This is a genomic window from Massilia sp. YIM B02763 (assembly GCF_030412015.1).
Taxonomy (GTDB): Bacteria; Pseudomonadota; Gammaproteobacteria; order Burkholderiales; family Burkholderiaceae_D; genus Telluria.
On sequence record NZ_JASNRD010000027.1, the window covers coordinates 13916 to 35810 of the forward strand.

The 21895-nt window shown below is 67.6% G+C and carries 17 protein-coding genes and 1 pseudogene; 5 read left to right on the forward strand and 13 right to left on the reverse strand.

Features of this window, described 5'->3' with window-relative positions; genetic code table 11:
• Nucleotides 1–133: 133 nt before the first annotated feature.
• The gene (locus QPK32_RS23630; protein WP_290415228.1) at nucleotides 134–1708 is read right to left on the reverse strand and encodes a S41 family peptidase; all 1575 of its coding nucleotides are present in this window, start codon (nucleotides 1706–1708) and stop codon (nucleotides 134–136) included.
• Nucleotides 1709–1894: 186 nt separating this feature from the next.
• The gene (locus tag QPK32_RS23635) at nucleotides 1895–5458 is read right to left on the reverse strand and encodes an indolepyruvate ferredoxin oxidoreductase family protein (RefSeq protein ID WP_290415229.1); all 3564 of its coding nucleotides are present in this window, start codon (nucleotides 5456–5458) and stop codon (nucleotides 1895–1897) included.
• 168 nt (nucleotides 5459–5626) lie between these two features.
• Here QPK32_RS23635 and QPK32_RS23640 point away from each other — a divergent pair, with 168 nt between their 5' ends.
• Nucleotides 5627–6127 (forward strand): Lrp/AsnC family transcriptional regulator, encoded by a 501-nt coding sequence (locus QPK32_RS23640; RefSeq protein ID WP_290415230.1) that lies wholly within the window; start codon nucleotides 5627–5629, stop codon nucleotides 6125–6127.
• 66 nt (nucleotides 6128–6193) lie between these two features.
• On the opposite strand, the gene QPK32_RS23645 is transcribed toward QPK32_RS23640, so the two are convergent.
• Together QPK32_RS23645 and fucP are read right to left on the reverse strand one after the other, a co-directional pair.
• Nucleotides 6194–8437, reverse strand: a complete 2244-nt coding sequence (locus QPK32_RS23645) for a beta-glucosidase (RefSeq protein WP_290415231.1) — start codon at nucleotides 8435–8437, stop codon at nucleotides 6194–6196.
• 85 nt (nucleotides 8438–8522) lie between these two features.
• Nucleotides 8523–9746 (reverse strand): annotated as a pseudogene (gene fucP, locus QPK32_RS23650) (L-fucose:H+ symporter permease); the annotation flags it as partial.
• Nucleotides 9747–10277: 531 nt separating this feature from the next.
• On the opposite strand from fucP, the gene QPK32_RS23655 reads away from it, so the two are divergent.
• Genes QPK32_RS23655 through QPK32_RS23665 form a run of 3 tightly spaced genes read left to right on the forward strand, consistent with a single transcriptional unit; the run spans nucleotide 10278 to nucleotide 13550 of the window.
• The gene (locus QPK32_RS23655) at nucleotides 10278–11327 is read left to right on the forward strand and encodes a LacI family DNA-binding transcriptional regulator (protein ID WP_290415232.1); all 1050 of its coding nucleotides are present in this window, start codon (nucleotides 10278–10280) and stop codon (nucleotides 11325–11327) included.
• 58 nt (nucleotides 11328–11385) lie between these two features.
• A complete protein-coding gene (locus tag QPK32_RS23660; protein ID WP_290415233.1) occupies nucleotides 11386–12597 on the forward strand; it encodes an AGE family epimerase/isomerase in 1212 nt (403 codons plus the stop codon).
• Nucleotides 12597–13550 (forward strand): carbohydrate kinase, encoded by a 954-nt coding sequence (locus QPK32_RS23665; RefSeq protein ID WP_290415234.1) that lies wholly within the window; start codon nucleotides 12597–12599, stop codon nucleotides 13548–13550. Before QPK32_RS23660 ends, QPK32_RS23665 begins: the two co-directional genes overlap by 1 nt.
• 1 nt (nucleotide 13551) lies before the next feature.
• Here the strand turns inward: QPK32_RS23665 and QPK32_RS23670 are convergent, their stop codons facing one another.
• The 7 genes from QPK32_RS23670 to QPK32_RS23700 form a co-directional block, all read right to left on the reverse strand.
• Nucleotides 13552–13908: a hypothetical protein gene (locus QPK32_RS23670; protein ID WP_290415235.1), complete on the reverse strand. Its 357-nt coding sequence runs from the start codon at nucleotides 13906–13908 to the stop codon at nucleotides 13552–13554.
• A gap of 17 nt (nucleotides 13909–13925) precedes the next feature.
• Entirely contained in the window at nucleotides 13926–14126 is a 201-nt protein-coding gene (locus QPK32_RS23675; RefSeq protein WP_290415236.1) for a hypothetical protein, read from the reverse strand.
• Nucleotides 14127–14253: 127 nt separating this feature from the next.
• The gene (locus QPK32_RS23680) at nucleotides 14254–14916 is read right to left on the reverse strand and encodes a GNAT family N-acetyltransferase (RefSeq protein ID WP_290415237.1); all 663 of its coding nucleotides are present in this window, start codon (nucleotides 14914–14916) and stop codon (nucleotides 14254–14256) included.
• A gap of 53 nt (nucleotides 14917–14969) precedes the next feature.
• Nucleotides 14970–16079: a multifunctional CCA tRNA nucleotidyl transferase/2'3'-cyclic phosphodiesterase/2'nucleotidase/phosphatase gene (locus tag QPK32_RS23685; protein WP_290415260.1), complete on the reverse strand. Its 1110-nt coding sequence runs from the start codon at nucleotides 16077–16079 to the stop codon at nucleotides 14970–14972.
• A 5-nt stretch (nucleotides 16080–16084) separates the two neighbouring features.
• Nucleotides 16085–16801 (reverse strand): glutathione S-transferase family protein, encoded by a 717-nt coding sequence (locus QPK32_RS23690; protein WP_290415238.1) that lies wholly within the window; start codon nucleotides 16799–16801, stop codon nucleotides 16085–16087.
• A 22-nt stretch (nucleotides 16802–16823) separates the two neighbouring features.
• Nucleotides 16824–17786 (reverse strand): complex I NDUFA9 subunit family protein, encoded by a 963-nt coding sequence (locus QPK32_RS23695; protein WP_290415239.1) that lies wholly within the window; start codon nucleotides 17784–17786, stop codon nucleotides 16824–16826.
• Nucleotides 17787–17796: 10 nt separating this feature from the next.
• Nucleotides 17797–19821, reverse strand: coding sequence for a lytic transglycosylase domain-containing protein (locus QPK32_RS23700; RefSeq protein WP_290415240.1), 2025 nt, complete (start codon nucleotides 19819–19821; stop codon nucleotides 17797–17799).
• A 118-nt stretch (nucleotides 19822–19939) separates the two neighbouring features.
• Between QPK32_RS23700 and QPK32_RS23705 the strand changes: the two genes are divergently transcribed.
• Nucleotides 19940–20470 carry a 5-formyltetrahydrofolate cyclo-ligase gene (locus tag QPK32_RS23705; RefSeq protein ID WP_290415241.1) on the forward strand — a complete coding sequence of 177 codons (531 nt, stop codon included), beginning with the start codon at nucleotides 19940–19942 and terminating at the stop codon, nucleotides 20468–20470.
• Between the two features lie 71 nt (nucleotides 20471–20541).
• On the opposite strand, the gene metF is transcribed toward QPK32_RS23705, so the two are convergent.
• Together metF and QPK32_RS23715 are read right to left on the reverse strand one after the other, a co-directional pair.
• Complete coding sequence (metF, locus tag QPK32_RS23710) at nucleotides 20542–21372, reverse strand: methylenetetrahydrofolate reductase [NAD(P)H] (protein ID WP_290415242.1); 831 nt, start codon at nucleotides 21370–21372, stop codon at nucleotides 20542–20544.
• The gene (locus QPK32_RS23715; protein WP_290415243.1) at nucleotides 21359–21712 is read right to left on the reverse strand and encodes a phage holin family protein; all 354 of its coding nucleotides are present in this window, start codon (nucleotides 21710–21712) and stop codon (nucleotides 21359–21361) included. The genes metF and QPK32_RS23715 overlap by 14 nt, the downstream gene beginning before the upstream one ends.
• Nucleotides 21713–21895: the final 183 nt, after the last annotated feature.

The following is a 21895-nucleotide window of genomic DNA, read 5'->3' on the forward strand; positions in this document are numbered from 1 at the left end:
GCATGCTCGATGCGAGCAGATTACGACGTCGTCCCTGCGCAGGCAGGGACCCAATGTTACAAACATCTCCGCTGCGCTTGGAAAATTGGGCCCCTGCCTTCGCAGGGCGACGGGGTGATGCAGGAACGACGGGTTATCGCCGCGGCAGTACCGCGATCTCCTTCGCCTGCGACCGTGCCAGCTTCATCGGCACCGCCTTCGCGCGCGACGTCGGGCAGGTACCGCTGGCGCGGTAGGACAGCGCCGCCGCCAGCATGCCTTCGGCCGGGTCGCCCACCGCGTGCGACAGGTCGTCGGCCACGGCGCAGGTCGGCGCGAAGCCGTCGGCAAAGTCGCCGAAGCCCTTCGCGTTGACGCCCGCGAACTCGATCGAGAAATAGGTCGTGCCGCAGTTGTCGACGGGAGTGAAGCCATAGGGCTTGCCGCAGGTCTGGCCGCCGATGACGTCGACCTGCACGTCGATGCCGCGCAGGCCGTTGATCACCGCTTCGCTGGCCGAGCAGGTGCCGGAGGTCGCCAGCACGGTGACGTGCTTCAGGCCCAGGTAGGGCAGCGCCTGGCCGGCGCGGGCCGGGTTAGGCGCGGGATAGCCGAAGGCGGTGCTGCGGAACAGGATCGGCGCTTCCGGCGCCGTCTTGTCGTTGTAGCTGAGGCGCTCGAAGGTCTGGCCGTTCGCTGCCGGCCCGGCGACCATGTAGGCCAGCTCGCTGGCGACGTACAGCAGGCCGCCGCCGTTGTAGCGCATGTCGATCACGAGGTCGCTGACGTTCTGTGCCTTCAGCTGCGTGAACGCGTCGATCAGCTGCTTCTCGGCGACGGCATTGTGGTCGTCGAAGGTCAGGTAGCCGACCTTGCCCGTCGGCGTATCGATCACCTTGGTGTTCTTCACCGAGCTGCTGGCGACCACCGCCGCATCCATCGTCACCGCGATCTTGTCGCTACCCCGCTGCACGGTGAGGGTATGCGTCTCGCCGGCGCCGGCCGGGAACAGGCCGGCGTTGAGCTTGTCGACGCCCTCGCCCGTGCTGGTGTTGACGAAGTCGACGCCGTCGACGGCCGTCAGCATGTCGCCCCGCTGCAGGCCCGCCTTCGCGGCCGGCGAACCCGGTTCGACGATGGCGGCCAGCCAGGTGCGCGGCGCCGTCGACGCATTGATCGACCAGGTCAGGCCATAGCCGACTTCCTCGCCGGACGTGCTCAGCGCATTCCATTCGGCGGTCGTGTAGGTGAAGTGGAACTTGTCCTTGGGCTTGCCCGACGCCGTCACGGCCGGCGTCTTCAAGGCGTCGAAATAGTCGAGCACGTTCGTGTAGTCGGCCATGCGGACGGTCGCCGGGATTTCGTCGTACCAGAGGTAGTGGCGGTCCGCCCAGCCGCGCAGGAAGCGCATTTCGTCCTGCAGCGTGCCCTGGCGGTCCGGGAAGGGGGTGCCGTCCGTGTCGGCGCCCGTGCGCGGGACGGCGCACAGGTTCTGGTAGCTCATGAAGTCGGCCGGGATCGGGTCCGGGGTTGCCGTCACCGGCGCCGTGGGCGTGGCCGGCGTCGTGGGCGCGGCTGGCGTGGTCGCGCCGGCATTGCCGCCGGCGTCGGACGTGAAACGGGTCGGATCGCCGCCGCCACCGCCGCAGGCGGACAGCATCAACGTTGCGGCGGCGAGGGAAGCGGCCAGGCTGGCCGCGCGGGCGAAGGGAACGGAAAGCGAAGTCATGCGGTCGATTATAGACATCGACCCAGGCTAAATAAAACTAAATGTCGTCGTTGGAAAGATGAGACACCTTGGCGCACACAAGGACGCTCGCCGAGGCGCCGTGGCCCCTGCGCAGGCCGGGCCGAATATGGCGTGCACCGTCGCTGTGCCAGCAAATCGGGCCCCTGCCTGCGCAGGGGCGACGCATCACGCGGCGCGTGAAGCGGTTCCTGCATCGTGGAACGCCGCCACCATCCCCGCCTCCTTGCGCTTGGCCGCCTGCAGGTTGCGCTCCTTCACGTGGCCGAAGCCGCGGATGTCTTCCGGGATCGACGCGATCGCCACGGCCTGGGCCATGTTCTCGCCGGTCAGCTTCGGCAGCAGCGCCTCGACCGTGCGGCGGTATTCCTGGATCAGCGCGCGCTCCGTGCGGCGCTCCTCGGTGCGGCCGAACGGGTCGAACGCCGTGCCGCGCAAGCCTTTCAATTTGGCCAGCACGCCGAAGGCCTTCATCATCCAGGGCCCGAATTCCTGCTTGACCAGGTGGCCGTCCTTGTCCTTCTTCGCGAACAGCGGCGGCGCCAGGTGGAATTTCAGCGTGACGTCGCCCTCGAACATGGCCTCGATCTTCCGCATGAAGGCGGGGTCCGTGTACAGGCGCGCGACCTCGTACTCGTCCTTGTAGGCCATCAGCTTGTGCAGGTTGCGGGCGACGGCTTCGGTGAGGCGCGTGCCCTTGCCCAGCTTCTCCTCGGCCGTGCGGACGGTGGCCACGAAGTCGCGGTAGGCGTGCGCGTAGTCGGCGTCCTGGTAGGCCGTCAGCAGTTCGACGCGGCGCTCGACCAGGTCAGCCAGCGAGGGCGCGCGCTTGAACTCGACGACCTTGGCGGGCGTCGTCAGCTTGAGCACGGACGCCAGGTCGTGCGCGGCCGTGCGGCCCCAGTCGAACGCCGCCTTGTTGAAGGCGACCGACACGGCATTCAGTTCGATCGCCTTCATGATCGACGCTTCCTGCAGCGGCACGTGGCCCTTCTGGAACGCGTAGCCGAGCATGAACATATTGGTGGCGATGGCGTCGCCCATCAGCGTGGTGGCGATGTGGCCGGCGTCGATGAAGTCGACGTTGCCCTCGCCGCAGGCCTGCACGATGGCGCCGCGCGAGCCCTCGGCCGGGAATTGCCAGTCCGGGTTCTTGATGAAGGCGGCCGTGGTCGCGCCGCTGCCGTTGACGGCGGCCCAGGTGCGGCCCTCTCCCATGCGCGACAGCGCGTCGCGGCTGGCGGTGACGATCTGGTCGCAGCCGATCACGAGGTCGGCGTTGCCGGTGCCCACGCGCGTCGAGTGCAGGTCCGACTGGCGGTCGGCCAGGCGCACGTGCGACATCACGGGGCCGCCCTTCTGGGCCAGGCCGCTCATGTCCAGCACCAGCGCGCCCTTGTTCTCGACGTGGGCGGCCATCGCCAGGATCTGGCCCACGGTGACGACGCCCGTGCCGCCGATGCCGGTGACGAGGATGCCGAACGGGGTCGACGTCGACGGGATCTGCGGCATCGGCAGCGCCGGCGGGGTCGCTTCGCTGGTGGCGGCCTTCTTCGGCTTCTTCAAGCCGCCGCCTTCCACGGTGACGAAGCTCGGGCAGAATCCCGTCACACACGAGAAGTCCTTGTTGCAGGAGGACTGGTTGATCTGGCGCTTGCGGCCCAGCTCCGTCTCCAGCGGTTCCACCGACAGGCAGTTCGACTGCTTCGAGCAGTCGCCGCAGCCCTCGCACACGGCCTCGTTGATCACGGCGCGCTTGGCCGGGTCCGGATAGCTGCCCTTCTTGCGGCGGCGGCGCTTCTCGGACGCGCAGGTCTGGTCATAGATCATGGCCGAGACGCCCGGCATCTCGCGCAGCTCGCGCTGCACGTCCATCAGCTCGGCGCGGTGGCGCACCGTGACGCCTTCCGCCCACGGGTAGTCGGCCGGGTACTTGTCCGGCTCGTCGGTCACGACGACGATGGGTTTCACGCCCTCGGCCGCGAGCTGGCGGCTGATCTTGGCCGGGTCGAGCGGACCGTCGACGACCTGGCCGCCCGTCATCGCGACGGCGTCGTTGTACAGGATTTTATACGTGATGTTGACCTTGGCCGCGACCGAGGCGCGGATCGCCAGCACGCCCGAGTGGAAATAGGTGCCGTCGCCCAGGTTGGCGAACACGTGCTTCTCGTCGGTGAACGGGGCCTGGCCGATCCAGGTCGTCCCTTCCGCGCCCATGTGGGTGAAGGTCGACGTCTCGCGGTCCATCCACAGCACCATGTAGTGGCAGCCGATGCCGGCCATGGCGCGCGAGCCTTCCGGCACCTTGGTCGAGCTGTTGTGCGGGCAGCCGGAGCAGAAATAGGGGATGCGGTCGGTTTCCGGATTGGCCTTGGCCGGGATGTTCCTGAGCACGAGCTCCTTCGCTTCCAGGAAGGCGATGCGCTCCTTGACGCGCTGCGCGACGGGGTGGCCGGCGCAGTAGTGCGTGATGCGCGAGGCGATCGCGCGCGCGATCTGGGCCGGGTTCAGCTCGTAGGTGGCGGGCAGCAGCCAGTCGCCGCGGCCGGAGCGGCTGTCCATGCTCCATTCGCCTGTGTCGTCGAACTTGCCCACCACGCGCGGCCGCTCGCCGTCCGGCAGGTTGTACAGCTCTTCCTTCAGCGCGTATTCCAGCACTTGCCGCTTTTCCTCGACCACGAGGATCTCGTCCAGGCCGCGCGCGAACTCCTGCACGCCGGGCGCGTCGAGCGGCCAGGTCATGCCGACTTTATACAGGCGCAGGCCGATCTCGCGCGCCGCCTGCTCGTCGATGCCGAGGTCGGCCAGCGCCTGGCGCGTGTCCAGGTAGGACTTGCCGGCGGTGATGATGCCGATCTTCGGCGCCGGGCTGTCCCAGATGATCCGGTTCAGCTTGTTGGCGCGCGCATAGGCCAGCGCCGCATACCACTTGTAGTGGTTCATGCGCACTTCCTGGTCCAGCACGGCGTCCGGCCAGCGGATGTTCAGGCCGCCCGGCGGCATGATGAAATCGGTCGGGGTGACGATCCGAACGCGGTCCGGGTCGAGGTCGACGACGGCGCCCGACTCGATGATGTCGGTCACGCACTTCATCGACACCCACAGGCCGCTGTAGCGGCTCATGGCCCAGGCATGCAGGCCGTAGTCGATGTATTCCTGCACCGACGACGGGTACAGCACGGGAATGCCGCAGTGGTGCAGGATGTGGTCGGACTGGTGCGCGGTGGACGAGGACTTGGCCGCATGGTCGTCGCCGGCCAGCACGATCACGCCGCCATGCCTGGCGCTGCCCGCATTGTTGCCGTGCTTGAAGACGTCGCCGCAGCGGTCCACGCCCGGACCCTTGCCGTACCACATGGAGAACACGCCGTCGTACTTGGCCCCCTCGAACAGATTGGTCTGCTGCGTGCCCCACACGGCGGTCGCGGCCAGGTCCTCGTTCATGCCGGGGTGGAAGTGCACGTGGTGCGCCTGCAGGTGCTGCTTGGCCTTCCACGCCGTCTGGTCGACCTGGGTAACGGGCGAGCCGCGGTAGCCGGTGATGTAGCCCGCCGTGTTCAGGCCCGCCTTCAGGTCGCGCTCGCGCTGCAGCATCGGCAGGCGGATCAGCGCCTGCGTGCCCGTCATGAAGGCGCGGCCGCGTTCGAGCGTCCATTTGTCGTCGAGGGTGATGTCGTGCGCGGGCGATGGCTGCGCCGGCTCCAGCTGGGTGCGATCCAGGGGGGCGTTCATGCTTGTCTCCAATTGTGGTGGTGTGCGCGCGTTGGCTCGGTGTGGCTCGGCCCGCGTCGGTTTTGAGCCAGTATAGACCTCACCCGCCGACATTAAATTTCAATCGATTCCCCCCGCCGAGCAGATTGCGCAATAAAATTGCGGTATACGCGATTGCCGAGGAACCTCATGTCAAAAATCGAGCTGGACAAAACGGACCGCAAGATTCTTGCGATCTTGCAAGAAGATGGCCGCCTGTCGAACCAGGATGTTGCCGAAAAAGTCAGTCTGTCGCCGTCGCCCTGCCTGCGCCGCATCAAGCGCCTGGAAGAAGCGGGCGTGATCAAGCAGTACGTGGCCCTGCTCGACCCGGACAAGCTGGGCCTGGGCCTGCTGGCCTATGTGAACGTGCGCCTGGAAAAGCACAGCGAAGGCGCGCCCAATGCGCGCATCCCGGCGACGTCACCGCGCTTCGCCTTCGCCGAGGCGGTGGCGGCGTGGCCGGAAGTGGTCGATTGCTATGCGATGACGGGGGAGATGGACTTCCTGCTGCGCGTGCACGTGGAAGACATGGAACACTTCTCGCGCTTCATGATGGCGACGCTGCTGCGCCACCCGGCCGTGCTGGACGTGAAGTCCAGCTTCGCCCTGCAGCGCATCAAGGAAACGACGGCGCTGCCGATCGTGTAAGCCACGCCGCGCCCAGGCCGCCGCACCGGCGGCCTGGGGGACGGTGGGGCGTTGCGCCCCTTTCCCTCAGCGCTTCTGCGGACGGCCGCGCACGTCGAGGGTTGCCGCCGGCACGTCGACCGTCACGCTGGTCGCGTTGACGCCGGACGCATCCTCGGCCAGCATCACCTTGACCTTGCCCTTGGCGACGCGCCAGGTACGCGAGGCTTCGTCGAACATGCCCAGCATGCGCGGCTCCACCGCCACCTCGACGTCCTTCGACTCGCCCGGCTGCAGGGCGACCTTGTCCCAGCCGGCCAGGCGCTTGGGCGCCTCCCACTTGGCGGCGAGCGGCTCCACGTACACCTGCGGCACGTCCTTGCCGGCCACATTGCCGGTATTCGTCACCTTGAAGCGCACGTGCAGGCGGCCATCCTTCATCCGGCTGCTCAGGCCCGAATACGAGAAGGTCGTGTAGGACAGGCCGTGGCCGAATGGGAACAGCGGCTTGTGGCCCTTCAGGTCGAACCATTTGTAGCCGACGGCGGCGCCCTCGTGGTAGTCGACGTGGAACTGCAGTTCCGGCACCTTCGGGTCGCCGTCCAGTTTCGGGCGCGGCAGCTGCTGCTCGGACACCGGGAACGTGGCGGGCAGGTGGCCGGACGGGTTGACGGCGCCGAACAGCACGTTGGCGATCGCTTCGCCGCCGCTGGTGCCCGGATACCAGGCTTCCAGCACGGCCGGCACCTGCGCCAGCCACGGCATGGCGACGGGGCCGCCGTTTTCCAGCACGACGACGGTGCGCTTGTTGGCGCCGGCCACGGAGGCGATCAGGTCATCCTGCTTGTCCGGCAGCGCCAGCGTCTGCGCATCGTTCGCCTCGCCGATCCACTGGGTCGCGAACACGAGGGCCACGTCGGCCTGCGCGGCCACCTTGGCGGCGCGGGCCGGGTCGGTGCCGTCGTCGTACACGACCTTGGCGTTCGGCGCCTGCGCCTGGATGGCGCGCAGCGGCGAGGACGGGTAGTAGACGACGGGGCCCGGCCAGACGTCCGGCTTCAGGCCCTTGACCGCCATGCCGCCGCGCGGATACACCTGCGACGAGCCGCCGCCCGACAGCACGCCCACGTCGGCATGGCCGCCGATGATGGCGATGGTACGCACGTCCTTGGCCAGCGGCAGCACGCGGCCCTCGTTCTTCAGCAGCACCATGCCCTCTTCCGCGGTGACGCGGCTGACGGCGCCGTTCTTCGCGAAATCGATCGCCACGTCCTTCTTGAGCGGATTGTCGACCACGCCCTTGGCGAACATCGCGCGCACGATGCGGTAGGCCATGTCGTCCAGGCGCGCCTGCGGCACGGCGCCCGTCTTGATCGCCTCTTCCAGCGCGCCGGCGAAGTACGGCGACTTGTCGAACTCGTGGCCGGACTGCTGGTCCAGGCCGTTGTTGGCGGCGTTCACCGTGCTGTGCGTCGCGCCCCAGTCGGACATCACGAAGCCCGGGTAGCCCCAGTCGCGTTTCAGCACGTCGTTCAGCAGATAGCCGTTCTCGCAGGCGTACGGGCCGTTGACGCGGTTGTAGGCGCACATGACGGAGCCGGCGTCGGACACTTCGAACGCGAGCTCCATCGCCAGCAGGTCGGACATGCGCAGCGCCGCCTTGTCGATGCGGGCATCGAGTTCGTTGCGGCCCGTTTCCTGGTCGTTGAGGGCGAAGTGCTTCAGCGTCGAGATCACGTTGTTCGATTCGATGCCCTTGATCGCATTGCCGACCATGACGCCCGCCAGCAGCGGATCCTCGCCCGCGTATTCGAAGTTGCGGCCATTGCGCGGCTCGCGCATCAGGTTCACGCCGCCGGCCAGCATCACGTTGAAGCCGGAGGCGCGCGCTTCCGAGCCGATCATCGCGCCGCCCGCGTAGGCGACCTTCGGGTCCCAGCTGGAAGCCGTCATGATCCCGGACGGCAGCGCGGTGCGCTCGCGCACGTTCGGACCGGCCTGCGAGGCGACGCCGACGCCGGCATCGGTCTCGAACAGCGCCGGCAGGCCGAGCCGCGGGGTGCCCGGGATGTAGCCGGCCGACTGCGGCAGCGCTTCCTCGATCTTCTTCTTGCCGGCGAAATCGTGGCCGAAATAGGCGAACACCCAGCGCAGCTTTTCCTTTTGCGTCATCGCCTGCACCGCCAGCCTGGCGCGCTGGTCGGCGCTCAGCGAACGGTCCAGCCAGGGCTTTTGCGCGGGTTCGGCGGGCTCGGGCGCGGCAGCCAGGACGGCGGCGGCGGGAAACACGGCGGCAAGCGCAGCGACGATGGTCAGGTGGCGAAGACGCATGGGATGTCCCTCTCTCTCTCGTATAGTTGTGGTTGGTATGGGCGAAACGGCGCGCCGCGGCACGGGGCCGCGGCGGGTGGAACGGTCAAGCCTTGTCGGCGTACAGGCGGGCGTACTTCATGCCGAAGTACAGGATGAAGGCGTAGCAGGCAACCGGCACCAGGAAGGACGGCTGCAGGCCGGCGGCGTCGGCCACGGCGCCCTGCACGAAGGGCACCAGCGCGCCGCCGACGATGGCCATGCACAGCACGCCCGAGCCCTGGCCCGTCAGGGGGCCGAGGCGGTGCAGCGCCATGCTGAAGATGGTCGGGAACATGATCGAGTTGCACAGGCCGACGGCCAGCAGCGCCCACATGGCGACGTGGCCGTGGCCGAAGGTAGCGGCCAGCACCAGCACGATCGCCACCAGCGCGTTGAACGCCAGCGCGCGGCCCGGGCTGACGCGGCGCATGACGGCCGAACCGATGAAGCGGCCGACCATCGCGCCGCCCCAGTAATACGTCACGTACAGGGCGGCGTCGGCGTGCGACAGGCCGGCGATGGTCGGTTCGCCGATGAAGTTGATCAGGAAGCTGCCGATGCTGACCTCGGCGCCCACGTAGACGAAGATGCCGACCGCGCCCAGCACCAGGTGCTTGTGGCGCCACAGCGAATCGGACACGCTGGTGGTGGCCTGCTCTTCGCGGATCGCCGGCAGGCGCACGATGGCGAACAGCACGGCCAGGATCAGCAGCGCGGCGGCCAGCGCCAGGTAGGGGCCCTGGACGGCGGCCGCTTCCTGCGCCTTGTAGGCCGCCTGCTGGGCTGCCGGCAGCTTGGCCAGCTGGTCGGCACCCAGCACGGTGCCGGACAGGATCAGCAGGCCGCCCAGGGCCGGGGCCAGCGTCGTGCCGAGCGAATTGAAGGCCTGCGTCAGGTTCAGGCGGCTCGACGCGGTGGCCGGGGAACCGAGCACGGTGACGTAGGGATTGGCGGCGACCTGCAGCACGGTGATGCCTGCCGCCAGCACGAAGAAGGCGAACAGGAACAGGCCGTAGCCGCTGGTGGCGGCCGGGTAGAACAGCGCGCAGCCGCAGGCGGCGATGGTCAATCCGGTGACGGCGCCATGCTTGTAGCCGATGCGGCGGATCAGCATGCCGGCCGGCAGCGACACGATGAAGTAGGCGCCGAAGAAGCAGAACTGCACCAGCATCGCCTGCACGTAGTTCAGCGTGTAGACGGCTTTCAGGTGGGGGATCAGCACATCGTTCAGTGAAGTCAGGAGACCCCACATGAAGAACAGGATGGTGACGACGGTGAGGGGGAAGGTAGTGCNTTCAGCGTGTAGACGGCTTTCAGGTGGGGGATCAGCACATCGTTCAGTGAAGTCAGGAGACCCCACATGAAGAACAGGATGGTGACGACGGTGAGGGGGAAGGTAGTGCTGCCGGTGGGTGCGGCTTGATGTTCAGGCGCGGGCGCCGTCTGTGGGATAGGCGTTGAAACACGTTCCATGCAAAGTCTCCGAGTCGAGCGCCGCCGCGGGGGATCCGCCGGCTGGCGACAACTGTCTTGGTAAAAATCGATTGTGCCGAAGGGGGCATGCAGGGTCAAACACGGCACATTGCTGTCGCGCCTGTTTAGCGAGATGGACTAAACAACGACGCAGCCAGGCCCGGACGCGAATGAAATCGATTTCTTTTGTCGATAATATAATCTGCATCGGGCTGTTTAGTAAAGCCGGCTAAACTCGTGCGTAAGTACCGCCCCGCGTTTGACCGCCCATAATCGCTATGCAAGACTCCATCGCAACCATGACGCCGCCGGCGTTCGCACCATTCGCACCAATCCTGGAGACAGCGTGAGTCCAGATACCCAGCACGCCGCTGCCACGACGGGCAGCAGCCCTTCCCCGGTCACCATCCGCGACCTGGCCAAGTACGCCGGCGTCTCGACCGGCACCATCTCGCGGGCGCTGAAGAACGAGCCCGGCCTGACCGAAAACACGCGCCAGATGGTGCTGTCGGCGGCGCACGAACTGGGCTACGATTTCTGCAAGCTGCGCCGCAAGCGCATCCGCCGCCTGACCTTCCTGCTGCACCGCCAGCACAACACGGCCACCAGCAGCCCGTTCTACTCTCCCGTGCTGCACGGCGCCGAGGAAGCCTGCCGCAAGCAGGGCATCGTGCTGTCCTTCATGGCCGTGGGCCCGGCCGACGGCGTCAACGAACAGCTGCGCATGCACGCGCCGGACGCCATCGTGTGCGCCGGCTTCTTCGAACCGGAGCTGCTGGAAGCGCTGCGCGCCACCGGCAAGCCGCTGGTGCTGATCGACATGAAGCTGCGCGGCTACAGTTCCGTCAACCCGGACAACCACATGGGCGGCTACCTCGCCACCCGCCACCTGCTGGGCCTCGGGCGCGAACGCGTCGCCATGATCTCCGGCCCCTTGAGCCACTACAGCGTGCGCGAGCGCAACCGCGGCTACCGCCAGGCGCTGTTCGAGGCCGGCATCCTGGCCGACCCGCGCCTGGACGTATGCCTGGCCGACGGCGTGGACCTCGAGACCGCGACCTACGAGGCGATGCAGCAGCTGCTCGCCCTGCCCCATCCGCCCGATGCCGTGTTCTGCTACAACGACGCCGCCGCCCTCGTCGCGATGCGCTGCTGCCTGGCGCAGGGCCTGACGGTGCCCCACGACGTATCGATCGTCGGCTTCGACGACATCTCGAGCGCGGTGCTGGGCCACCGTCCCCTGACCACGCTGCGCATCGACAAGAAGGAGCTGGGCGCGCTGGGCGTCGAGCTGCTGCTGCGCGGGGTGCAGGAACCGCCGCTCGAAAAAGTCTCTCCCGTCGAACTGATCGTGCGCGCGAGCACGGTCTGCGACGACTACCGCGCGCGGCGCTGAGCGCCGCCGCGCGCCGCCGGCGCCTGCCGGCCCCCACCACGAGGATCCACGACCCACGATGCTACCCGATTTCCATTCCCGCGCCGTGCTGCTGCAGCACATCCGCCATACCCGCAGCTTCTACGATCCGCGCTGTGTCGACCCGAGCGGCGGCTTCTACCACTTCTACAAGGACGACGGCACGGTCTACGACGCGCGCACGCGCCACCTGGTGAGCAGCACCCGCTTCGTGTTCAACTTCGCGATGGCGTCGCGCCAATTCGGCGAAGCGGCCGACCGCGAGCGCCTGCTGCACGGCCTGCGCTTCCTGCGCGAGGCGCACCGCAGCCCGGCCACCGGCGGCTATGCCTGGATGCTGGACTGGAACGAGGGAGAAAAGAAGGTCCTCGACGACACCAACCACTGCTACGGCCTGGCCTTCGTGCTGCTGGCCTACGCGCATGCCTTGATGGCCGGCGTGGACGAGGCGCGCCTGTGGCTGGAAGAGACGTATGCGCTGATGGAGCAGCGCTTCTGGGAGCCCGCCCACGGCCTGTATGCGGACGAGGCCAGCGGCGACTGGTCGACGCTATCCGGCTACCGCGGCCAGAACGCCAATATGCACGCCTGCGAAGCGATGCTGGCGGCCTTCGACGCCACCGGCAACGCGCGCTACCTGCACCGCGCCGAGACGCTGGCCCGCAACATCACGGTGCGCCAGGCCGCCCTGTACGGCAACCTCGTGTGGGAACACTACCGCAGCGACTGGAGCGTCGACCCGGACTACAACCGCGACGACAAGACCAATATCTTCCGTCCCTGGGGCTACCAGCCGGGCCACCTGACCGAATGGGCCAAGCTGCTGCTGATCATGGAACGCCACAAGGCGCACCTGGCGGCGCCGTCCGACTGGCTGCTGCCGCGCGCCAGGGAGCTGTTCGACGCCGCGCTGTCGCGCGCCTGGGACCCGGAGCACGGCGGCATCGTCTACGGCTTCGCGCCGGACGGCGGCGTGTGCGACGCCGACAAGTACTTCTGGGTGCAGGCCGAGAGCCTGGCCGCCGCCGCCCTGCTGGGCGCGCGCACGGGAGAACAAGCCTACTGGGACTGGTACGACCGCATCTGGGCCTACAGCTGGGAACACTTCGTCGACCACGCGCACGGCGCCTGGTACCGCATCCTCGGCCCGGCCAACGAGAAGCTGACGGACGAGAAGAGCCCGGCCGGCAAGGTCGACTACCACACGATGGGCGCCTGCTACGAGGTGCTGACCGTACTGGAGAAAGATTGATGGCGAGCCCCGATTTCCCCGTCTTCGTCGCCGCCGGCGAAGCCCTGACCGACATGATCGTGGCGGCGGATGACCAGCAAGGCGCGACGCGCTGGACCAGCGTCACGGGCGGCTCGACCTGGAACGTGGCGCGCGCGATGGCGGCCCTGGGGACGCCGAGCGCGTTCGCCGGCTCCATCAGCCGCGACGTGTTCGGCGAGCAGCTGTGGCAGGCCAGCCTGGACGCGGGGCTCGACCCGCGCTTCGTCCAGCGCCTGGACAAATCGCCGCTGCTGGCGATCGTGCACCGGCTCGACCCGCCCAGCTATTTCTTCGTCGGCGACGACAGCGCCGACCTGCACTTCGATGCGGCGCTGCTGCCGCCGGGCTGGGACGGGGCATGCCGCTGGGCCCACTTCGGCGGCATCAGCCTGGCGCGCCAGCCGCTGGCCGGCAAGCTCGTGGCCCTGGCCGAAGCGCTCAAGGCCCGGGGCGTGCGCATCAGCTACGACCCGAACTTCCGCGCCATCATGGACGCGGGCTACGACGCCACGCTGGCGCGCATGACGGCGCTGGCCGACGTGGTGAAGGTGTCGGAGGAAGACCTGGCCGGCCTGCTGCGCACCGATGACCTCGACGCCGCTTTCGCCCGCCTGCGCGCGTGGAATCCGGACGCCTGCTACCTGTACACCAAGGGCGCGCAGGGCGCGTCGCTGCACTGGAAGGACGCCGCGTGGGAAGTGGCGGCGCCGGCCATCACCCCGGTCGATACCGTCGGCGCGGGCGACGCCAGCATCGCGGCGCTGGCCTGGAGCATGCTGCATGCGCCGCAGCGCGACGGCCTGGCGCACCTGCGCTTCGCGGTCGCGGCCGGCGCCGCGGCCTGCCTGGCGGCGGGCGCGACGCCGCCGGCGCTCGATGCCATCGACGGCCTGCTGGCGGGAATGGATGCGGGACGGCATCTCGCTGGATGAGTCAGGCTTCCTGCGCCATGCGTTTCGGGAAAAGGTAGGACGTAATCGCGATAAAACCGACACCGGTCTGCACGACGGTGGCGCCAATCAGCGACATGATCACATTCGACGTGATCAGCCTTTCGGTGGCCGGCAAGGGAGGCTTGGCGGCCATCTGCGCAAGGTCGCTCTGCATCGCGTCACGCACCAGATCGATGATTTGCCAGTTGAGCCAGATAAAAATCGAACTGACGACAGCAACCATGAAACCGCGCAGCCAGATGTCGGACGTAATGCTCAGTGCCTTGGCCGCTTCGATCCTGCCGACCTTTTCCACGTCCGGGCTACCGGCACGCAGATCCACAGTATCTTCATTCACGACGGCCTCCGGATACATCAGCGCAGGATGATCTTGGTTTCGTCTTTCTTGTTCTGAAGAATAGTAACGCTGCCGTCGTCGTTCTCGTGCTTCGCCGCCACGTTCAGCAAAGCGACGGCTTTGCGCAAGATTTCACTCTTGGATGAAGCACCAAAGTGTTTCTTCAACTGCTCGAGCGTTTGGTCGAGCTTGGGATCGATATTGAACGACGTAGCCATGTCGACTTCCTTGTGACGTAAATTCTGCGTATATTTTACGCGTTTTGTACGGACACAAAATGATACCGGCAAAATCGTCCACATTCAGGGCGCGAACATCGCCATGTTATTTCATGTATGCAAACGCTCAGCGCTTCGGCTTGAAGAATTTCAGGACGCCGCGCGCATTCGCCTTGAACGTGTAGTCGATCTTGGCCATCTGTTCCTCCAGGGCTTCGGCCAGCACGCTGGACGGGCTGGGAGGCGGCAGGTGCAGGTGGGCGTCGGCCTCGCCGTATTCGCGGCGGATCTCCATGCCGGCTTTTTTCGCGATGTGCATCATCGTGCGGTTGGACGACAGGCACTGCATGTACAGCGTGTCGACGTCGACGTTGCGGCAGTGGACGGCGGCGCGCTCGAACAGGCGCGTGCCCACGCCCTGCCCGCGCGCCGACTTCGATACCGAGACGCCGAATTCGGCCACTTTTTCCTTGTCGGTGTAGTGGATGCTGTCCGGGTGCGCTTCCTTCGACGTGAACGCGAGGTGGCCGACGCCGACCAGCTGGAACGTGGGGTTGTAGACGCCGAACACGATGTCGCGCGCGAAATCGAGCTTGTCGACGTACGCCACGATGCCTTCGTCGGCCAGCATGCTGCCGAAGCGCAGCAGGCGGTCGTCCTTGTCGAGGGCCAGGAAATGGCGCAGCACGCGGCGCCGGTCGCGCTTGGAGAGGGCCTTGACCAGCACGGTCCGGCCGCCCTTCCTGGCGGCGAGGCTCTTCAGCCAGCGCCGCAGTGGATTGTCCTGCATGGTGCTCTTTCCGATTTGTGCGTCGCAGCAATCCCGTTATTGTAAAGGATCGCTCAGGGACGCGACGCCCGCTCGCCATGCGCGGCATCGGCGGCAGCGACGGCATCGACCCTAGCCGCGTGCACCGCCCGCGGGATCCTGGACCGGTCGTCCGCGCAGCGCGCCGCGACGGCGCCCGCATCCACGCCGCGCGCGGCATCGAGCGCGCGCGCCAGGCGCGCCGCCTGCGCGTCCTCCGCGCCGGCGGCGCTCAGCATGTCCGCGAAGCGTTCGGGCTTGCGGAAACCGTCGCTGCGCTCGAGCAGCGCGACGAGCGCCTCGGCATCCAGCGCCTGGGCGCGGCGGATCTCGCCCTGCTCGCGCGCCGTCATGACGGCCAGGTCGCGGCAATCGGCCGGCACGCGCAGGCGCTTGCTCAGCGCGGCAATCGCCTGCGGGTCCAACTCGCGCACCAGCACGGCGAAGCGCACCGGCAGGGCCAGCGCGCGCGCCGCGGCATCGTCGATGCGCTGCGCGAGCGCCGGGCCCCACCAGGCGTCCAGTTCGGGCAGGATGCGCGCCAGCGCGCCGCAGTCGCGCAGCACGGCGAACATGCGCGAAGGCGTGTTCTCCATCAGGCCGCGCGCCACTTCCTGCCACACGCGTTCCGGCACCAGCGCATCGGCTTCGCCCTCGTCCACCATGCGCCGCATCAGCGCATTGGTGGTGTCGGCCACGCGGAAGTCGGCGAAACGCGCGGCGAAGCGGGCCAGGCGCAGGATGCGCACCGGGTCTTCGGCGAAGGCATCGGATACATGACGGAAGATACGGTCCTGCAAGTCGCGCCGTCCGCCGTAGGGGTCGACGATGCTGCCGTCCGCGGCGCGCGCCATCGCATTGATGGTCAGGTCGCGGCGAACGAGGTCGTCTTCCAGCTTGACGTCGGGCGCCGTGTGGAACACGAAGCCATGGTAGCCGGGCGCCGTCTTGCGCTCGGTGCGCGCGAGCGCGTATTCCTCGTGCGTGTCCGGGTGCAGGAACACGGGAAAATCCTTGCCGACGGGGCGGAAGCCCTGGGCCACCATCTGCTCCGGCGTGGCGCCGACCACGACCCAGTCGTGGTCCTGCACCGGCAGCCCGAGCAAGGCATCGCGGACGGCGCCGCCGACGACATACGCCTGCATCGCCGTCAACCAGGCAGGTCGTCTTCGTGGCCGGCCGCGATCTCGGTTTCGCGCAGCGCTTCCTCGACCCAGCGCGCGACGGCCGGATGGGCCAGTACGCGGTCGCAATACGCCTGCGCGGCCGGCGCCAGCGCCACGCCATAGGTTTTAAAGCGCGTCACGACGGGCGCGAAGAAGGCGTCGGCGATGGAAAAGTCGCCGAACAGGAAGCGGTGGTGGCCGAACCGCGCCAGGCACTCTTCCCAGATCTCGCAGATGCGGCCGATGTCGGCCTGGCAGCCCGGCGTGCGGCCGCGGCCCGGCAGGCTGGCCTTGATGTTCATCGACATGGCGCTGCGCAGGTCGGGAAAGCCCGAGTGCATCTCGGCCACCACCGAGCGCGCCAGCGCGCGGGCGGCGACATCCTGCGGCCACAGATGCTTGTCGGGGAACTGCTCGGCCAGGTATTCGCAGATGGCGAGGCTGTCCCAGATCGTCATGTCGCCGGCCAGCAGCACGGGCACGCGGCCGGCCGCCGAATAATTGGCGATGTTGGCCGAGGTATCCGGCTGGTCGAGCAGCACGCGCACTTCGGTGAACGGGATCCCGGCGGCGACGGCCGCCACCCAGGGCCGCATCGACCACGACGAATAATTCTTGTTGCCGATGACGAGGGTCAGGCCGGCCGAGCGGGCGTTGTCGAGGGTTTGCGTGAGGGTGGGATCGAGTTCGATGGTCTGCATGGCGTAAGGAATGGGTGACGGTTCAGCGCCCGGCGCGGGCCCCGAAGACGCCCGGGCGGCCGGCCGGCGACAGGTATTGCGGCGCGACCGCTTCGAGCGGTGTGACTTTGATTCCCAGCGCCTCCGCTGTCAAGGCTTTTATGGACGCGCTGACAACATTATCGACCCGCATCGAGTCGAGGTTGTCGCGCGTGAGGATCGGTTCGCCAGGCAGCACCTCGAACAGCATGGCCTGCAGGCGCGCCAGGCCGTCGGGCAGCGCCAGGACGCGGCGCTCGTGGCCCGCGTAGCGCCCGGCCAGGCGCACCAGCTCGGCCAGCGTGTAGACCTGGGGCCCGCCCAGCTCGACGGTCTTGCCGGCCGTGACGGGGTCGAGCAGCGCGCGCACGAAGGCTTGCGCCACGTCGTTCACGTACACGGGCTGGAAGCGCGTCCGGCTGCCGGCCAGCGGAATCACGGGGACATAGCGTTGCAGGCGCGCGAACGTGTTCAGGAAATTGTCTTCCGGGCCGAACACGACCGAGGGACGGAAGATCGTGGCGGCGACGTCGGTCCGGCTCGCCGCGGCCAGTTCCCCGTCGGCCTTGGAGCGGGAATACATCGACGGGCCGTGGCGGTCGGCGCCGAGCGAGCTCATGTGCAGGTAGCGCGGCACGCCGCCGGCCGCGCAGGCATCGACGAGGCGGCGCGGCAGGTCGACGTGGACGGCCTTGAAGTCGGGACCGTAGGGGTCGCCGCGGCGCGAATGCAGGATGCCGGCCAGGTTGATGACGGCATCGCGCCCGGCCACGAGGCGGCGCAGCGCCGCGTCGTCGCGCAGGTCGGTGCGGACGACGTCGACGCCGGGCAGCGACATCAGGTGCGTCGCTTGGCGCTCTCCGCGCGCCGCGATGGCGACGGCCATGCCGTGCTCGGACAGGCGCGCCGCCAGATGACGTCCGATGAATCCGGTACCGCCGAATACGACCACCGATGATGCGTGCATGTCAACCTCGCTAGGGCAGGCCGATGCCGTTGCCGCGCGGCGTGACGGTGCCCAGCCGGGCCTTGAGCGACTGGGGACGTTTTTCGAACAGCGCCGCGTAATTCGTCGCGTTAGACATCACGTTGCGCACATAGGTGCGGGTTTCCTCGAAGGGAATGGTTTCGACGAACACCGCCCCTTCCATCGGCGCGTCCAGCAGGCCGCGCCAGGTGCGCGCGCGGCCCGGGCCCGCGTTGTAGGCGGCGGTGGCCAGCACCTGCGAGCCTTCGGCATTGCCCAGCACCATGTTCAGGTAGTTGGTGCCGAGCGTGATGTTGGTGCGGATATCGTGCAGCATGTCGTGCGCGTAGTCGGACAAGCCGATCTTGCCCGCCACCCATTTTGCGGTGGACGGCATCACCTGCATCAGGCCCGACGCGCCGACGCCGGAACGGGCATCGGTGATGAAGCGCGATTCCTGGCGGATCAGGCCATACACCCAGGCGCGGTCCAGGCCCAGGTTGCGCGCGGTGGGCTGCAGGATGTCGTCGTGCGGGGCCGGGAAGCGCTGGGTATAGTCGAACTCGGTACGGGTGCGCTCCGAGGTATTCACCATGCGGTCCAGGATGCCGTTCTGGCGCGCGTAGTCGGCGGCGGCCAGCAGCTGGCGTTCGTTGAAGTTGCTCACGGTCCAGTTCCATTCGCGCGTGCCTTCGAAGCGCATCCGCATCGCGAAGAACTTCAGCGCGCGCTTGAAGCCCGGGTCGGCGCTCACCTGGCCCAGCTCGGCGGGCGTCGGCGGCATGGCGGCGGGCGGGATCGTGACCTGCATGCCCAGCTCGTCCATCGCCAGCTGGCCATAGAAATGGTTCTGGCTGGCGATCTGGCGGAACAGCGCCTGGCCGTCTTCCTTGCGGCCCTGGGCCAGCAGGGCGCGGCCCAGCCAGTAGGTCCAGGCGGCCTGCTGCTGCTGTTCCGGCGGCATCGATTCGATGGTGGCGCGCACCATCTTCCAGTCGCCGCGGCGCAGCGCGATCCGGGTCTTCCATTCGCGCTGGTAGGCCGACAGCGGCGCATTGGCCGCCTGCTGCCAGTAGCCGTAGGCTTCCGGCGCCAGCGTCATCGACGCGGCCAGCGCCACGTTCGACCAGCCGATCGCCCGTTCCTCGGCCGACAATTTCGGGGCGTTCTTGTTCAGCGCCACCGTCGCCAGCTTCAGGCTCGTGCGGGCCATGCGGCCCAGCGCCACCAGGTAGATCTCGTGCTCCAGGCGCGAATTGCCCACGCCGCGCGCCATCGCCACGGCCGGCAAGTCGACGGCCTGGGCCGCTCGGGTATCGGAACCGCCCAGCAGCAGCGTGGTGCGGCGTGCGGGACCGGTGGCATGCTGTTCGCCGGCCAGGCGCAGCTGCGCATACAAATCGTTCGTGGTGAACTGGCCCGATTGCGCCAGCTGGGCGACCAGGGCCGCGCAGGCTTCGCCGTACAGCGGCGGATTGTCGAGCAGGGTGCGCGCCTCGGCGGCGACATTCTGGCCCTTGCTGGCGCGCGACAGCAGCGCATAGCATTTGACCTGGTAGTCGTCGTTCTTGACGAACAGGGGCAGTTCGCGGTCGAAATTGAACCAGTCGCGCTGGCGGCCCAGCTCCAGCAGCCAGTCGTTGCGCATGCGGTCGGCGATGGCGCTGCCCTCCCAGCGCTTCAGGAAGGCCAGCACTTCAGGCGGCGATGCGTCGCGCAGGCGCGGTTTGAGCCGATAATAGTCGACGTAGGAAGGAATCGGATAATCGGGCAGGCGCGCCGCCAGTTCCGCCGCCTTGTCGGCATCGCCCTTGCGCGCCGCTTCGCGCAGTTGCGCGAACACATCGTCCTGGGCGTCGGCAGGCGGCGCGGGCGCGAGAACGGCGATATTGCCTCCTGGCGCGGCTGGCGCGGCGGCGGAAGCGGGAGCGGAAGCAGCCGGCTCGACCTGGGCGGCGGCAGGCGCCGGGAACAGGCCCGAGGCGGCGAAGGTGGCGGCGAAAGCAGCGCCGGCGAACAGTTTCTGCGGGAACATCAAACCAATTTTCAAGAGAGGCTTCATTTCATCCATGACCGGCGAATCAAGAATAACACGCGACCCGGACCAACAGCCAGAACCGGGCGCGAATCACAAGCAGATGGCGAAGACGGCGTTGCGCAAGGCACTCAGAACCGCACGCGGGGCGCTGGATCCTGCCATCAAGGTCCAGTGGGATGCGCATATCGGCGCCCAGGTCGTGGCCTGGTGGAGATTGCGCCAGGTCGCGGCGATCGGCGTGTACTGGCCGCTGGCCGGGGAACCCGATTTGCGCGCCGCCTATGCCGAATTGCACGCGGCCGGCGTCCACCTGGCGCTGCCGGTCGTGATGGAGCGCGACGCGCCGCTGTCCTTCACCCACTGGACGCCGGGCGAACCCATGATCCCGGACGAGATGGGCGTGCAGGTGCCGGCCGAGCTGCGCTTCGTCGAACGCCCGCCCGCCCTCTTGATCCCCTGCCTGGGTTTCAATGCCGACGGCTACCGCCTGGGCTACGGGGGCGGCTACTACGACCGCACGCTGGAAGCCGCGCCGCGTCCCTACACGCTGGGCATCGCCTACAGCAACCAGGAAGCGCAGTTCTCGCATGCGCCGCACGACGTGCCGCTGGACGTGATCGTGACGGAATCGAGCCGGATCACCTGACGCCGCGCCCGATGCGACGATGCCCGCGCAGCCGGTCGGCCGGGCGGGCATCGACATGGCGCCGCGGCGGATCAGCCTTTCAGGCGCTGGCAGATCGCGGTGGTCGCCGCGGCCTGGTTCATGCTGTAGAAGTGCAGGCCCGGCACGCCGCCGGCGATCAGGCGTTCGGCCAGGCCGCTCACCACGTCCAGGCCGAAGGCCTTGATCGACGCGGAATCGTCGCCGAAGCTGGCCAGCTTGAGGCGGATCCAGCGCGGGATCTCGGCGCCGCACATGTCGGAAAAACGCATCAGCTGCGTGTAATTAGTGATCGGCATGATGCCGGCCACGATGGGCACGTCCACGCCCAGCTTGCGCACATTGTCGACGAACTGGAAATAGGCGTCCGGATTGTAGAAATACTGGGTGATCGCGGCATTCGCGCCGGCCTGCACCTTGCGCGCGAACGCCTGCAGGTCGTCCTGCGGCGAACGGGCCTGCGGATGCATTTCCGGATACGCCGCGACTTCGATGTGGAACCAGTCGCCCGTCTCGGCGCGGATGAATTCGACGAGCTCGCTGGCGTAACGCAGTTCGCCGGCGCCGCCATAGCCGCTGGGCAGGTCGCCGCGCAAGGCGACGATGCGGCGGATGCCCTTGGCCTTGAATTCGGCCAGGATGGCGCGGATCGAGTCGCGGGTAGCGCCGACGCAGGACAGGTGCGGCGCAGCGTCGTGGCCTTCGGCCTGGATCTCGAGCACGGTCGACAGCGTGCCCTGCTGGGTGCTGCCGCCGGCGCCGAAGGTCACCGAGAAGTATTTCGGGTGCAGCTCGGCCAGTTTCTGGCGCGCCGCACGCAGTTTTTCCGCGCCCTCGGGAGTCTTGGGCGGGAAGAATTCGATGCTGATGTCAGGGGTTGCCATCTTTATTCAACAATAAGGTGGAAAGCGCCCACGAAATGATGCTGTACAGGATAGCCGCCAGGAAGGCCGACCAGAATCCGGCCACGTGGAACCCCTCGACGAGGTGGGCGACCAGCCAGAACAGCAATGCGTTGATGACGAGGATGAACAGTCCGAGCGACAGTACCGTCACGGGCAGCGTCAAGACTACCAGCACGGGACGAACCAGGGTATTGACCAGGCCCAGTACCAGCGCGGCCACGAAGGCGCTGCCGATATGGGTAATGGTCACGGAGTGCATCAGGTAAGGCAGCGCCATCAGGGCCGCGGCATTGATCAACCAGGTCAGGAGCAAACGCATAGTGTCTTTCGTGAGGGCGAACGGATCCGGGGCGCTCGATATATATATATATAGCGCCATATCACGGAAGAGATTACCAGAAGACCAAGAAAACATACCGGCCGGCTGCCTGGCGGGCATGTGATGCCCACCCTGCGACGCCGGCATGGATCCGGCGTTCATGGGCACCCCGTGCCCACGAAC